This window comes from Nostoc sp. (genome assembly GCF_036917935.1).
In the GTDB taxonomy this organism is placed as follows: Bacteria; Cyanobacteriota; Cyanobacteriia; order Cyanobacteriales; family Nostocaceae; genus Nostoc.
Genome location: NZ_JBALEL010000003.1, coordinates 85,743 through 99,235 on the forward strand (window position 1 = coordinate 85,743; position 13,493 = coordinate 99,235).

Sequence of the window (13,493 nt, forward strand, 5' to 3'; positions counted from 1 at the left end):
GAAGTCCAAGCCAGAGATATGATGATGGATCGAGTTCAAAGCCATGTCTAACAAACAGGCTCCGCTCCTTCTTTGTAAGCACTTTCAGTCATCAATCCATTTCCCAAAAACTAATGCATCGATTTCGAGTAGAGGTTATTGCCAAAACACCAAACCCGCAGCAGGTGATTTATGCCGCGATGCACCAGGACTATACCGATGGGTTCGTGTTTGATGAGCGCGACTCCTGGCCCTCGGAGTCACAAAGCGGCGAAGTTATTGTTAAGCGGCTTTTAGCGGGTGAGAGGGGACACTATGGGCCTCTAGAGCATCCCCAGATTGTTTTTAACTGTGGCTACTTTCCCCACAGTGTGATGCAGCAGGCCCGGACTCATCGCGTGAGCGTATCATTTGATGTACAATCTTTTAGGTACACGGGCAAGCAATTTATTGACGTAGTAGAAGGTAAGAAAGATATAGAAGATGTTTTTTACCTACGTCCTGTTGGTTATTACACTGATAGACAAGGCAAAAAGTACCACTATTCACCAGAGCAACGAGCGGCAGATTTAGAGTGGTGTGAAGATGCAGCTAAACGATATAAAGCTGATTTTGAGGGTGGAATGTCTGAAGAACACGCCAGAGGTAAAGTACCTTTTGATTATCGCCAGCATTTTGTAGTTAGTTTCAATTTAAGGTCTTTCTTGCATTTTTGTGACCTGAGAAATAAGAAAGATGCTCAACTTGAAATTCAAAAGTTGTGTGAAATGATGTGGCCTCATTTTGAAGATTGGGCACCTGCGATCGCACAATGGTATGAAAAGCAGCGTCTAGGTAAAGCCAGGTTAGCACCTTAGATAATGACTTACTCTGCTCTCTATATGCGAAAGTTGACATAATTCGCGGTAGCATAAAGCGACGCGACTATCCTCGGATTTATTGGGTTTGATTTAGGGCGATCGCATCTATTTTTTTTTGATGAACAAAGCTGCCGATATTAGTACTAAAAAATTAATCAGCCTTGCACCAAATAATTGGGCGAAATGGGTGACAGGAATTCCCGACATTGTTACAGGCGAAATCTTAAATACAGAATTCCAATGGATTAGCCGACAAAGTGATGTTGTAATTCAGGCTGAAAGTCCCCAATACGGAAAATTTCTCATCCTCAATGAGTTGCAATTACGCTACACATCAGAAATGCCGCGTCGGATGCGTGCTTATGCTGCTCTTGCGGAAGAGAAATATAAACTACAAACTTACCCCGTACTGATTAACATTCTCAAAATCAGCAACAGCGAAATACCTACAAGCTTTGCATCCAATTTTATCGGGTTAAGAGCGATTCAAGATTACCGCGTAATCAACCTTTGGGAAGTTGACGTAAATATTGCTTTTGAGACGCCGTTACCCTCACTGCTTCCCTTTGTACCAATTCTCAAAGGCGGAGAAAACGAGTCTACAATTAGGGAAGCATTACGAATGCTGCGTGCTGATCAGCAATTAAATCAACTTGAGACAGTTCTGGCATTTTTTGCAACCTTTGTATTAGAAAGTGCTTTAGTTCAGGAAATCATGAGGTGGGATATGACAGTCTTAAGAGAGTCACCTTGGTATCAAGAAATTTTACGTGAGGGACAAGCACGAGGAGAAGCAGAAGGAGAAGCACGAGGAGAAGTACGTGGAATAATCTCTAGCATCGAAACAAGCTTAGAGGCGAAATTTGGCAGCGATGGTTTGGAATTGATGTCGCAAATTTCGCAAATTTCTGACTTAGAGCAATTGAAAGAGATTTTACGCAGGATTGTTGTAGCAAATACAATTCAAGATTTACGGAATGTTTTGTAGGATAAAGCGATCGCACCAACTCCTGCCTGAGAGCTAGAATCTGATGAAAGTTTAGAGTATCTTATGTAGACTTTTGCCGGACGATGGATATTCAAAAAGTTCTACGCGATCGACAAATTATTTCCTCCGATCCAGATATTATGAGTCGTACTCCTGTGTTTGTTGGAACGCGAGTTCCGTTGCAGACTTTTTTCGACTATCTAGAAGGTGAAGCAGGTTTAACCGAATTCTTAGAAGATTTTCCACATTTGCAAACTCAGGTGTTGCAAATTTTGGAGGTGATTGAACGTTAATAAACGATGAGGGAGAAGTACAACCCTTCAATATTGGTAGTGGCAAGTAATAGTACATTGAACTTGTAGGAATCCTCATCAGACAAAAACGTTGCTCTTTTACTGCGATCGCACTCCGATTTTTGGGTATGATTTAGAGCGATCGCACAATGGTATGCAAAGCATATAGGACTTACGCACTGTACAAATTAATCATGGTATGTATTCACGAAAATAGGTCGTTTCAGGTCTTTATTAATTGTTCTTTGACGATCGGTAAACCCGCGCTGTACTGGGCACAGCAATGCTCATTGGTGTCAACTTAAGGTGAAAGCCTGCCTATAACCAGCTTTTAGAGATTGTCTCGTTCCCTCGTTAAGAGTCTCTGACTGGGAATGCTGTCCTAGAGGCTCCGCCTCCCTTGCTGGCGGCAGAGCCGCAGCATTTCCAGCCCAGAGGCTGGAAACGAGGTTTTAAAAGGGTTTTGGCTTAAGTTGACACCAATGAGCTTTTTCTGTGCCCCTACGACAGATGTGGTTTTTCAAGCCCTTCATACTTTGTATTTTGCGTCAATGCGTAAGTCCTAGCATAATCTAAGTAAGGCAAGATTAATTCCTTGTTACTTAGAATAGGCAGTATTTACTTTTTATTTTGAATTACTTAGACTTTAGCCAACGTTACAATCTCTAGCTGATCTTGATATTTACCCTGACGAGCTTCGTAACTGATAGCGCATGGTTCACCTTCTAGAAACAGTAATTGCACCACGCCTTCATTAGCGTAAATGCGACAGTCCGCACTAGAAGAATTGGAAAATTCTAAAGTTAAATGACCTCGCCATGCAGCCTCAGCAGGCGTTAAATTTGCTATGATCCCACAACGTGCATACGTAGATTTTCCAATACAAATCACTGTAATATTCTCAGGAACCTCTAGTTTTTCTAGAGCAACCCCAAGTCCATAGGAATGAGCAGGTAAAATAAAGTAACTGCCATTTGCATCTATGTGTAGTGCTGTTGGCTCCAGATTATGGGGATTAAAGTTTTTAGGATCGACTACAGTTCCAGGAATGTGGCGAAAAATGCGGAACTCAGCCGAGGAGAGGCGTATATCGTAGCCATAAGAAGATAAACCGTAGCTAATTACAGGTTGAACCGCTACTGATTCATCTTTTTGCACTTTTCGGATTAAACTTGGCTCAAAGGGTAAAATCAGACCCTGTTGAGCCATTTCAGTAATCCAGATATCGTTTTTAATCACAACTTCACAGCTAATTCAAACCGAATTACTAGGATATCCTGAATTGAGCATTTTGTTTAAGGTCGATAACTCCGGCGGATTTCTGTAATTTGATCTGCTACATCCAAGAGAGATTTGGGCATCTCTGGCCCCGTGAGAATAATATCGACGTGAGGAGGGCGTTTTGCCAAAAACGCTAAAACTTCCGTTTCAGGAATTAAACCAAAGTTAATCGCTAAACTTAACTCATCTAACACCACGAGAGAATACTTACTCGCACACACTACTTGTTGTGTATACTGCCACAGCTTTTGTAAGGCTTGGTTTTCCATATCGTCTAAATGTGGTGTATCAATACAACGAGGCAAATCACACCGAATCCAATCTAAATTTTGTCCCAGTTGTATGGGTCGATCCTGTCCTTGGCGAATACCTCCTTTGAGGAACTGCACTATTAATACTGGCGTTCCTTGTCCAGCTATTCTCAGTGATTGAGCCATCACGCTCGTAAAAAAGTTGCGATGGGAACTAGTGAAAACTTGCACTAGTCCTTCAACTGGATACGGCAGAGTTAGGGTTGAATTGATACTTTGAGTTTCTATCTGGGCAACCATAAAGCTAAGTTCAAAAAATACAATAAATTAAGGGTTATTACTGGCGGTGATTCTGACAAATTTGCCTGTATAATCAATCTGTTTTTCACAGGTGTGGTGGATTTGGCAAATTGCATTCTTAGTCAAACACTAGGTTTGTATTGAAGTCAAGAGTTATTTTGATTTAAATTTTCGTCTTTTCTCTGAAATGAGTTGTAAAAATGAAAACATAAGAGTTACAGATCCAATTATTTAAAAAAGCTAGGCATAAATCTGAAAATCGCTAAATGTTTAGATTTGCCGGTTGTTTGGGCAAAAGAGATTTAGCAGTAGTGGATTTGACAGGATGAGGAGTAAATTGTTGTGAGATTAGTGATTCTGGGAGGTTCAGGATCGGGTAAAAGCACTCAAGCACAAAGGCTTTGCAGATACTTTGATATTCCTCTGATTTCCACAGGTGAGATTTTACGAGAAGCAATATCTGGCGATCAGCCCGTGCCGGAATTTCGATGGTTGGAAGCCGATCCCCGGACTTCTCTTTCGGTTTACGCTAGCTTGAGTGAACTAGGCTACCACGCACGGCCCTACATGCAAAAAGGGGAGTTAGTTCCAGACGAAATGATCATTGAATTGATCCGAATACGCCTCAGACAACCAGATATTAACTGTGATTGGGTGTTAGAAGGCTATCCCCGTACTGCCTTGCAAGCAGAAGAATTAGATTTTTTATTGGATGATTTAGGGCAAAAGCTAGATTGGGCAATTTATCTCCAAGTCCCGGAAGCTGTCATGGTTAACCGATCCTTGGGGCGATCGCTACCAGATGACCAACCGGAAATCGTGCAGCGCCGTGTAGAATTATTCTACGATCGCACCATTCCCATCCTAGAGTATTACGACCGTCGTCGCTGTTTGTTGACCATCAACGGCGACCAACCACCAGAGATGGTACAGCAAAATATTTTAACTCTGCTTTCAGTTCCTTAGAAAAGATCGGCAGATAAGGAAACAGAGGAGAAGAATAATAATGCCCAGTTCCCAGTTCCCAGTCGATTTACAACACTAAGGTAATCTTAAGGCAGTATTGTAACACTTGAGGCAACTCCAATGGCTTGGCAGCGTCCTGACGGTCGGATTCCCTACGAACTACGTCCGATCAGTTTTTACCCCAGTTTCACCCGCTTTGCCCCCGGTTCTGTTCTGGCAAGATGCGGTGATACTCAGGTACTTTGTACTGTTAGCGTTAATAAGGGAGTTCCCAAGTTTCTCGAAGGAACTGGTAAAGGCTGGTTAACTGCTGAGTACCGGATGCTACCATCTGCTACTCAAAAACGCCAAGAAAGGGAATTATTGAAATTATCTGGACGGACGCAAGAAATTCAACGTCTAATCGGACGTAGCTTACGCGCAGCAGTGGATTTTGAGGCACTGGGAGAACGCACGCTGACTGTAGATGCCGATGTGTTGCAAGCAGACGCTGGAACTCGAACAACAGCCATTACAGGCTCGTTTGTGGCGTTGGCTCATGCAATTTCTAAATTGTTGCAAGAGGGCGTGTTGGAGCGATCGCCTTTGTGTGGACAGGTAGCAGCAGTTTCCGTAGGATTACTGGAGGGTGAGCCATTTTTGGATCTAAATTATATCGAAGATGTGGCTGCAACAGTAGATTTTAATGTGGTGATGAATCAAGGTTTGGGAATCATTGAAGTCCAAGGAACAGCGGAAGAAGGCAGCTTTAGCCGCACTCAGTTGGATCAGCTGCTAGATGTCGCCCAAAAAGGAATTCAGGAATTGTTAATTGCCCAACGGGAAGCGATCGCTGACTGGGAAGCGTTGTTTGTGATTAATTAGTTTTATTAATTTTTCATAAGAATTAATAAATGTATCCTTTGTGGCGTTAATCAACAAAGTATCAAGTAACTGGATGTAAATAAAAATAATCATCAGAGTAGCTAGTAGTTAGTACGACTGACTACTGACAACTTAGCGTTAAAGGTGATAATGAGCATCTACATTTTTCCAGCCTACCTAATCCACGATGTTAAATGTTTCAAAAGTTAAAAAGGAGGATTGTAATAAGTTCGGTATTGTATTGCTGGAAGCCAGCAATATGATGATGAAGCCATGAACAAAACCGTTGAAGTTCTACCGGATCAGCCGGCGCTGGTTGCACGAGCGCTAGAATTAATCCTGTCTAAGTTAGAAACTGCCATTGAGCAGCGTGGGCACTTTACCATCGCCTTATCTGGCGGCAGTACACCTAAACCGTTATACGAAGCTATCGCTACTCAAAAATTGCCTTGGGATAAAATTCATATATTCTGGGGGGATGAGCGTTACGTACCACCAGATCACCCCGATAGCAATGAACTGATGACACGTCGTGCATGGCTAGATCGCGTTGACATCCCAGCGGCTAACATTCACCCCGTACCAACTTTAGAAGCCAATCCAGAACTGGCTGCTGCGAAGTATGAACAACAACTCAAAGAATTTTTCCATTCTTCTGGGGTCGAGTTTCCCGCATTGGATGTAATATTACTAGGAATGGGTGATGATGCACACACCGCATCTTTGTTTCCCCACACCGAGGCTCTGAAAGTACGCGATCGCCTGTTGACTGTGGGTAATAAAGACGGAAACCCCCGAATAAGTTTCACATACCCCTTCATCAACTCTGCTCGTAGCGTGATTTTTCTGGTTGCTGGTGCTAATAAACGACCAGCTTTAGCGCAAGTCTTTGCACCTGTAGCCGATGACTTCACTTACCCATCCCGCTTAATTAAGCCCCAAGGAGAACTTTGGTGGCTGCTGGATGCGGCAGCCGGTTTGGAACTTCAACATTAACTAGGTAATTAGTAATTCGTAGTTCGTAATTCGTAATGACGCTCTCTACGTTCGCGAACAGCGTGTCGCAGACAGACGCTCTTGCTAGCTTGCTTCTCTGTAAGAGTAGGAATACTCGCTAACGCTACGCTAACGTAATTCGTAATTAACTCATCAAGGTTTTAAAGCAACTAACCTTGGTTATGGAAAATCAAAAAACACATTTCTTACTCTAAGCAAGCGTATTTATGTGTAAAGCAATTACGAATTACGTAGCTTGCTTCTCGCCGGAGGTGAGTATTATCAATTACGAATTATTCTAACCGTTCCATTAGCAGTAATTGCTAGAATCTAAAGCTAGGGCCGCCCTCTGCTTGCCAGTCCTACCTATATTTATGATGATCTTGAACAAAGGCTAAATATCGATGATCGTCTGCCCTAATTGCAATCATCCCAATCCTGATGGCGCTGTCCAGTGTGAAGCTTGCTATACACCGTTACCCGCGACTACTAATTGTCCCAGTTGTGGGGCAACTGTGCAGGCAGATGCTGCATTCTGCGGTCAGTGTGGCTATAACCTTCACTCCGCAGGAGTTCCACACGTTCATACCGCAGTAGCTACAACAGTCACTCCCGATATTCCCGTGGAAGTACCAGCGTTAGTTCCACCCGATCCACTGTTAGAACTTTTACAACCAGATGCCTTGGGAATAAGCGGTTCTACTAACTCTCATCCTCCCGAATCATCTTTACCACCAACAGAGATGGCAGTTCCCCCAGAACCTGCACCACAGGTATCTGTTGCAGAAAGCAGCCCTCCAGAACCTGCGCCAACCGTCGTAGCTCAACCCGTAGTGTCTGGACAAACTATTCCGACTCCACCACCTGTGGAAGCAGCACCAGCCCCTGAAGCCGAAGTAAAAGAGCCAGCAGCACCAGCACCAACTGCAACTGCTGCCAGAACGCAATTGCAGCAGGTTACAGCGCGGTTAATCCACGTTCAAAGCGATCGCTTAATTGAATTACCGCAAAATTTCTCTGTGATTCATATCGGCAAGCCCAATGACCGGATTCCTCCAGATATAGATGTTTCAGGATTTCCCAATTCCGAAATTGTCTCGCGAATTCATGCAGATATTCGCGTCGAGGGAGATGCTCATTATGTAGAGGATGTGGGAAGTTCTAATGGCACTTACATTAATAATTTGCCACTTTTACCGGGGAACCGTCATCGCTTGCGGCCAGGCGATCGCATCAGCTTGGGTAAAGGAGACTTAATGACATTCCTGTTTCAACTTGCTTAACTGATTCTCGATCAATTGTGACATCAGTCTAAGTATTTTCTGTCCATCCTCCGGCATCCATTTTGGAGGATAAACAAATGAACCGCACCTCAAAGCGACGGATAACTAACTATGTTGTTTTTGATAGCGCTATAGTTTACAGCCGTCGCTTCAAGGTGCGAATTGTTGCATTGCCCAGCAACTCCATTACCTTAATAATTACACTAGGATGGATGAAAATAAACTGCCGATTTTAGATTTTGAATTTTTCAGAAAATCTAAAATCCAAAATCCAAAATCCAAAATCTAAAATTGAGTGACCTATGAGGGAACCAAGTAAAAATTTTGAAACCTTGCTCACCAAAGAAGCCCCGCCAGTTGTTGAACGCATGGGGCTAACCTGGTTAGTTGTAGCAGCGATCGCAACTGCTTTATTGTGGCAAGTACCAGGTGGGGATTATATCTTATACCCATTTACAATTCTGGCAACTTGGTTTCATGAAATGGGTCACGGTTTAATGGCACTGCTATTAGGGGGACAGTTTCAGAAGTTGCAGATTTTTAGCAATGGTTCCGGTGTCGCAACTTATGGCATCCGGTCGTCATTGGGGCCAATTGGCCCGGCAATAATCGCCGCAGCCGGCCCAATGGGGCCACCTCTTGCCGGCGCAGCTTTGATTCTGGCTTCCCGCAGTTTTACCGCAGCAACCCTCTGTTTAAAAATTTTAGGGGGTTTTTTGCTATTTTCTACATTAATTTGGGTGCGTTCCTGGTTTGGATTGGTGGCAATTCCCTTGCTAGGTTTAATAATCTTAGGTATCGCCCTGAAAGCACCTCGCTGGGCGCAAGGGTTTGTCATTCAATTTCTGGGTGTACAAGCTTGTGTAAGTACATACCATCAACTTGATTATCTATTTAGTAGTTCTGCAGGCCCCCTTGGAATTTCTGATACAGCGCAAATACAGCGATATTTGCTTTTACCTTACTGGTTTTGGGGCGGGTTAATGGCGATCGCATCTCTGGCGATTTTAATCCAAAGTCTCCGCGTTGCTTATCGCTCTAAGTAATGAGTAAGAGTGAGTAAGAGGCAGCATTAAAGCGATTTCAGAACTAAAGTAAAAATTGATCGGTATAATAGCCTGGATATTGTTAAAAAATTCGCCGCTAATAACTCTTACCTTCGCGGTTCGATACCCTAACCATGTCCACCCAACCTACAATTCAAAGCATATACACTGATGGTGCTTGCACTGGTAATCCTGGCCCTGGCGGTTGGGGTGTAGTCGTCTACTTCAGCGACGGATCAATCCACGAAATAGGCGATGCATCCCCTCATACCACTAATAATAAAATGGAGATGCAAGCTGCGATCGCCGCCCTGGAATTCCTGCAAACATCTCAACAAGCTGAACCTGTTACCCTTCATACCGATAGCGAATACCTGATTAACTGCGTTACCAAGTGGGTGAAAGGCTGGAAAAAGAAAGGCTGGAAAAAATCAGATGGTAAACCCGTCCAAAACCAAGACCTTTTAGAAATCTTAGATGAACTCAATACCCAACAAGTAAAATGGCAACACGTCCGGGGACATTCTGGTAACATAGGTAACGAACGTTGTGATGCGATCGCTCGCACTTATGCTAGTGGCAAAACGCCTTCCCTACAACAATTATCTCCCACAGATTTTTATAAATCTTTACCTATCACAAATGTAGCAAAAGTAGCTGATTATGAAAAAAACTCTCGAATAATTAACCAAAGTCCGCAAGAAATCAGTACTTCTGCACCAGAAATAACCGTTATGGAACCATCAACTGGCCCAACTGCGGCCGCAACCGATGAAAAACCCTCAGAAATGAGGGTTTTGCAACTCCGCAGCTTGGTCGAAACTCTGCGTATCGCTGACGAAATTTCTGAAAAAGGCTACTTAATCACCAGTTCTGAGTTAGCAGACTTGATGGATGTCCACGCCAGCGCTGTCACCAGCCGGGGAGATCAATGGCGCTGGCGAAACTGGATAGTGTCACGGGTACGCCGTGAAGGAAATCAAATTCTTTGGGAATTGGAACGCGGGGATCAAATAGGAGGTGAAGAGGATTAGGGGAGGCAGGGGGAGAAGAATTAATAACCAATCCCCAATCCCCAATCCTCTACTATATATACTTGCGTCCTCGCCACTCGCGTGGGGTGCGGAACGCAGATAAGAAGATTCGTAGCACAGCTAAGGGATCAGCTAAAGGGGAAAGCCAGAACAACCAGCTGCCTTTAGCGCTTGTGCGATCGTAAGAAGGTGCGATCGCTATTAGCATCGCAAAGCGAATTACCAACAGGAATAAATTCAGTCCCAGCAGCAGGAGTGGGGGAGTGGGAGAGTGGGAGAGTGGGGGAGAAATCAACAAGTAAGTGAGGACAATTAAAAGGGGTAGACCCTGAACAGATGTGAGTAGCCATAAATCTCCCCACAACTGAGAACGAGAAGTTGCATCTTTAAGATCGAGACTCCGCCCCCATTCCTTCCACGTCTCCATCGCCCCTTCATACATCCGTACCTTCAACACCTTTGCGCCGTCTAAAAAGCCCACCTTATAACCTTGGATAGCAATATTTCGTGCCAAAGTGACATCATCACAAAAAGAACTACTCGCACTGCTATAACCACCTACAGCAGCTAAAACTGAGCGACGACACAAAAAACACTGCCCATTTGCCATTACCCGTTCTGGTTGCTCTGTATTGATCCCCGCTGGGTCAAATCGGTAAAGCAAAGTCATCAACAAAGCAGGTTGTAGCCAGCACTCCCCAGGATATTTGAGGATGAACTGGGGTGAAAGGGAAACCAGATCATAGCCTTGTGCTTCGGCCGTCTTCACTAAACCAGCAACTAAACCAGGATGTGGTTGGATATCAGCATCCAGTCCCAGGAACCAGTGACTAGCCTCTGAGCTATATAGAAAACCGTTATGCAACGCCCAAGGACGCCCCACCCAATCAGAGGGTAAGGGATCATCTGTCATCAGGCGAAAGCGCGGGTCTTTCTGCTGTAAGGCTTTTACCAAGTCGGGGGTACCATCACTAGACTTGCTGTCTACAACCATAATTTCTCGAACTTCATAGCTTTGCTGACTTAAACCAGCCAACAGAGGGCTAATGCGAAGCGCCTCGTTCAGTGTGGGGACGACGACGCTAACCCTACCCAAAAGCTCCGGTGTCGGCTGTTGGGGTTCTATTGGAGGATGGCGTCTTGGCCCCTTTAACAGGCGCGAAAACAGAATCGCCGTTGCTGGTACTTGGATAAGTAGCAATAAAAGGGAGATAGCGCTTTCTACTATCAAAGCGTTGTCATTTGTCATTGGGAATTGGGCTATTGGGTATGGGGCATTGGGCATTGGGTATTGGTTATGGGGTATGGGTTATTCTCCTTGTTTCCCCAGTCCCCAGTCCCCAGTTCCCAGTCCCCAGTCCCTAACTTCTAGACTTATTTCAAGGCAACTTCAACCTTTGCTACTGATACTTCTTTGGTTACTGGTTCAACAGTAAGTTGAGCAGGTGTGGTTGAACTCCTTAACCACAGCGCCACAGCCGGAGTCACACCTAGCAAGAAGCCGAGCAACACAGGGACAGAGAACCCAGCAGCCAAACTGAGTCCGGCGGCGAAGGCAAAGTTAGTTAAATAAACGACTAAGGGTAGATTGAGTTGCGATCGCTCTAATTTAATCGAGGTATTTCTCCACAATAATCCTGCCACACTCATAAACAGGGCGCTAGTACCAAACCAACCTACATAGTTCTGGTAAGGTGTTCCAAAGAAAGCTCCTGGTTGTTCCCAATACCAGAAGGGCAGAGAAGTTTGACTCATTGCCGGTTCAAGGGCAAAGTCCCAGCAAGTGAAGAGTAAAGCACCAACGGCTATCGCAGCAATATGGCGTCCCCAACTGGGTTTTTGAGCCACTTTCAAACCAGTTCTGGCAATTAAGTAAGACGACAGTCCAACATAAAACCAAGATAAAGGAATTGTGAAAGGAACTAGCCCCCCAATCTTATAACCCAAGCCACTCAAGTAGCTATAATCACCAAATGGAAACCCGGTACTAGTTCCCAGTAGTTCACTCCCCAAAGAGATAAGCATAGCCGGTAGCATAAATGCTAGCCAAGTTCCTAATCCCAACGTCCGGTAGGCATAAATAGAGACAGCTATTGTCCCTAAAATGATATCAACTACACCGCCGCCAGCCATACTTAACTGTATGGCAGTTTCTCCTACCTGCGATAAGTTAAAAATTATTTCGGCATTAGGTACTACCAGTAGCATCCCTACCAGTCCAAAGGCTTTTGACACGATATGACCAATGAGGCATACGCGTTCAGCAATAACAAGTTGTCTCATGATAATTCCTTAACAAGATGTGACACGCGGCTACTCGGCTGCTAACAGTTTACAAATCTTTAACAACATATTTAACTACTTTGTACCGCAATTCTCTACAAACTTGTTTGGCTTTCTTGGGAAACGCATAACAGCCTATTGATTGAAGCTATAAGAAATATGATGATAGACTTACTAGTTTAAGCCATATAATCAAAATCTACATAATTTCATCTGCAAGAACTTCTAGTTTCTGGTCTTATTGATACCCAAATAGTGAAAAACTCCTTTTATACTGGGATATCGTTGAGGGAGGACAACCATCATAAACTGAGCAAGTCCTCAAGCAAAATAAAGTTTTGAGTTACTACACTTATTTATGGGATAAGACCTTGACCCTGTACTAGAAATATAAACCCATGTCAATTTTGAAAAGAGTTCCTTGGGTGTCCCTGGCGCTAGTACTGCTGAGTTACAGTACTTTGGGCTGGGTAATATCTGAAACACATGCTCCTATATTTGTCTGGGTAGCAACTGTAGTTGCTATCTTGCTTTTAATCATAACGTTGACCGCTCCTTGGCCGAAGATGACCTATTACTACAGTCTTTTGCTTCAATCAAATACCAGGTCTTTCGGCGTTGCCGTCTTAGCAGCTTTCTTGTTCTTTATCATGATTGCCTGGTTTCGGGTATTTCTTGATACCTTACTCATCATTTCAGCGACTATATTAGTCAGGATAGACTTTCAAAGAGCCGGTCTTAGGGAAGGGCTAGCTTTTTCAACTGCGTCTATCTTTTCATTAGGAGGTTTAGCTTTGGGTGCGCTAATCTACAAGTTCATCTATTCCCACATTCCGCTAATGTGATGAAGTATACCCAAAAAAGCTAGCGATGCCTGTGGCGGGCTTCTCTACGAACGCGAACAGCGTGTCGAAGACAGAGGCTACGCCAACACCAACGCTTCAGAACCAATATTACTTACCCACAACTTCCTTTTTGACTAGCAATTTTAGATTTTAGATTTTGGATTTTGGATTAAAATAATTTTTGGTTCATGCCCCGTCCCTTGTGGACAGAACCAATCTAAAAG

15 protein-coding genes are annotated in these 13,493 nt (G+C 44.0%); 11 read left to right on the forward strand and 4 right to left on the reverse strand.

Annotated features, from left to right (window positions below; genetic code table 11):
* Window positions 1-113: 113 nt before the first annotated feature.
* From thyX to V7K62_RS03205, 3 genes are all read left to right on the forward strand, one after another.
* Complete coding sequence (gene thyX / locus V7K62_RS03195; RefSeq protein ID WP_334861621.1) at window positions 114-836, forward strand: FAD-dependent thymidylate synthase; 723 nt, start codon at window positions 114-116, stop codon at window positions 834-836.
* A 121-nt stretch (window positions 837-957) separates the two neighbouring features.
* Complete coding sequence (locus tag V7K62_RS03200) at window positions 958-1,827, forward strand: Rpn family recombination-promoting nuclease/putative transposase (RefSeq protein ID WP_334861623.1); 870 nt, start codon at window positions 958-960, stop codon at window positions 1,825-1,827.
* Window positions 1,828-1,910: 83 nt separating this feature from the next.
* Entirely contained in the window at window positions 1,911-2,120 is a 210-nt protein-coding gene (locus tag V7K62_RS03205) for a DUF433 domain-containing protein (protein WP_334861625.1), read from the forward strand.
* 639 nt (window positions 2,121-2,759) lie between these two features.
* Here the strand turns inward: V7K62_RS03205 and dcd are convergent.
* Together dcd and V7K62_RS03215 are read right to left on the reverse strand one after the other, a co-directional pair.
* Window positions 2,760-3,329 carry a dCTP deaminase gene (gene dcd / locus V7K62_RS03210; RefSeq protein WP_334861627.1) on the reverse strand — a complete coding sequence of 190 codons (570 nt, stop codon included), beginning with the start codon at window positions 3,327-3,329 and terminating at the stop codon, window positions 2,760-2,762.
* Window positions 3,330-3,415: 86 nt separating this feature from the next.
* The gene (locus tag V7K62_RS03215) at window positions 3,416-3,952 is read right to left on the reverse strand and encodes a P-loop NTPase family protein (RefSeq protein WP_334861629.1); all 537 of its coding nucleotides are present in this window, start codon (window positions 3,950-3,952) and stop codon (window positions 3,416-3,418) included.
* A 342-nt stretch (window positions 3,953-4,294) separates the two neighbouring features.
* Here V7K62_RS03215 and V7K62_RS03220 point away from each other — a divergent pair, with 342 nt between their 5' ends.
* The 7 genes from V7K62_RS03220 (at window position 4,295) to rnhA (ending at window position 10,141) form a co-directional block, all read left to right on the forward strand.
* Complete coding sequence (locus V7K62_RS03220) at window positions 4,295-4,918, forward strand: adenylate kinase family protein (RefSeq protein ID WP_334861631.1); 624 nt, start codon at window positions 4,295-4,297, stop codon at window positions 4,916-4,918.
* A gap of 120 nt (window positions 4,919-5,038) precedes the next feature.
* Window positions 5,039-5,782 (forward strand): ribonuclease PH, encoded by a 744-nt coding sequence (gene rph / locus V7K62_RS03225; RefSeq protein WP_334861633.1) that lies wholly within the window; start codon window positions 5,039-5,041, stop codon window positions 5,780-5,782.
* A 273-nt stretch (window positions 5,783-6,055) separates the two neighbouring features.
* Window positions 6,056-6,778, forward strand: a complete 723-nt coding sequence (gene pgl / locus V7K62_RS03230) for a 6-phosphogluconolactonase (RefSeq protein WP_334861635.1) — start codon at window positions 6,056-6,058, stop codon at window positions 6,776-6,778.
* Window positions 6,779-7,182: 404 nt separating this feature from the next.
* Window positions 7,183-8,061 carry an FHA domain-containing protein gene (locus V7K62_RS03235; RefSeq protein WP_334861637.1) on the forward strand — a complete coding sequence of 293 codons (879 nt, stop codon included), beginning with the start codon at window positions 7,183-7,185 and terminating at the stop codon, window positions 8,059-8,061.
* A 77-nt stretch (window positions 8,062-8,138) separates the two neighbouring features.
* Window positions 8,139-8,297 carry a hypothetical protein gene (locus V7K62_RS03240; protein ID WP_334861639.1) on the forward strand — a complete coding sequence of 53 codons (159 nt, stop codon included), beginning with the start codon at window positions 8,139-8,141 and terminating at the stop codon, window positions 8,295-8,297.
* A gap of 66 nt (window positions 8,298-8,363) precedes the next feature.
* Complete coding sequence (locus V7K62_RS03245) at window positions 8,364-9,107, forward strand: M50 family metallopeptidase (protein ID WP_334861641.1); 744 nt, start codon at window positions 8,364-8,366, stop codon at window positions 9,105-9,107.
* A 134-nt stretch (window positions 9,108-9,241) separates the two neighbouring features.
* Window positions 9,242-10,141 carry a ribonuclease HI gene (gene rnhA / locus V7K62_RS03250; RefSeq protein ID WP_334861643.1) on the forward strand — a complete coding sequence of 300 codons (900 nt, stop codon included), beginning with the start codon at window positions 9,242-9,244 and terminating at the stop codon, window positions 10,139-10,141.
* 52 nt (window positions 10,142-10,193) lie between these two features.
* Here the strand turns inward: rnhA and cruG are convergent, their stop codons facing one another.
* Window positions 10,194-11,390, reverse strand: coding sequence for a 2'-O-glycosyltransferase CruG (cruG, locus tag V7K62_RS03255; protein ID WP_334861645.1), 1,197 nt, complete (start codon window positions 11,388-11,390; stop codon window positions 10,194-10,196).
* Window positions 11,391-11,515: 125 nt separating this feature from the next.
* Complete coding sequence (gene cruF, locus V7K62_RS03260; protein ID WP_334861647.1) at window positions 11,516-12,424, reverse strand: gamma-carotene 1'-hydroxylase CruF; 909 nt, start codon at window positions 12,422-12,424, stop codon at window positions 11,516-11,518.
* Window positions 12,425-12,822: 398 nt separating this feature from the next.
* Here cruF and V7K62_RS03265 point away from each other — a divergent pair, with 398 nt between their 5' ends.
* Window positions 12,823-13,269 carry a hypothetical protein gene (locus V7K62_RS03265; protein WP_334861649.1) on the forward strand — a complete coding sequence of 149 codons (447 nt, stop codon included), beginning with the start codon at window positions 12,823-12,825 and terminating at the stop codon, window positions 13,267-13,269.
* The last annotated feature ends 224 nt before the right edge of the window (window positions 13,270-13,493 follow it).

Bases quoted from the DNA above. Each gene is read 5' to 3' on its own strand.
- thyX (WP_334861621.1), top strand. From the start codon at position 114: ATGCATCGATTTCGAGTAGAGGTTATTGCCAAAACACCAAACCCGCAG.
- V7K62_RS03200 (WP_334861623.1), top strand. From the start codon at position 958: ATGAACAAAGCTGCCGATATTAGTACTAAAAAATTAATCAGCCTTGCA.
- V7K62_RS03205 (WP_334861625.1), top strand. From the start codon at position 1,911: ATGGATATTCAAAAAGTTCTACGCGATCGACAAATTATTTCCTCCGAT.
- dcd (WP_334861627.1), bottom strand. From the start codon at position 3,329: ATGGCTCAACAGGGTCTGATTTTACCCTTTGAGCCAAGTTTAATCCGA.
- V7K62_RS03215 (WP_334861629.1), bottom strand. From the start codon at position 3,952: ATGGTTGCCCAGATAGAAACTCAAAGTATCAATTCAACCCTAACTCTG.
- rph (WP_334861633.1), top strand. From the start codon at position 5,039: ATGGCTTGGCAGCGTCCTGACGGTCGGATTCCCTACGAACTACGTCCG.
- pgl (WP_334861635.1), top strand. From the start codon at position 6,056: ATGAACAAAACCGTTGAAGTTCTACCGGATCAGCCGGCGCTGGTTGCA.
- V7K62_RS03235 (WP_334861637.1), top strand. From the start codon at position 7,183: ATGATCGTCTGCCCTAATTGCAATCATCCCAATCCTGATGGCGCTGTC.
- V7K62_RS03240 (WP_334861639.1), top strand. From the start codon at position 8,139: ATGAACCGCACCTCAAAGCGACGGATAACTAACTATGTTGTTTTTGAT.
- V7K62_RS03245 (WP_334861641.1), top strand. From the start codon at position 8,364: ATGAGGGAACCAAGTAAAAATTTTGAAACCTTGCTCACCAAAGAAGCC.
- rnhA (WP_334861643.1), top strand. From the start codon at position 9,242: ATGTCCACCCAACCTACAATTCAAAGCATATACACTGATGGTGCTTGC.
- cruG (WP_334861645.1), bottom strand. From the start codon at position 11,390: ATGACAAATGACAACGCTTTGATAGTAGAAAGCGCTATCTCCCTTTTA.
- cruF (WP_334861647.1), bottom strand. From the start codon at position 12,424: ATGAGACAACTTGTTATTGCTGAACGCGTATGCCTCATTGGTCATATC.
- V7K62_RS03265 (WP_334861649.1), top strand. From the start codon at position 12,823: ATGTCAATTTTGAAAAGAGTTCCTTGGGTGTCCCTGGCGCTAGTACTG.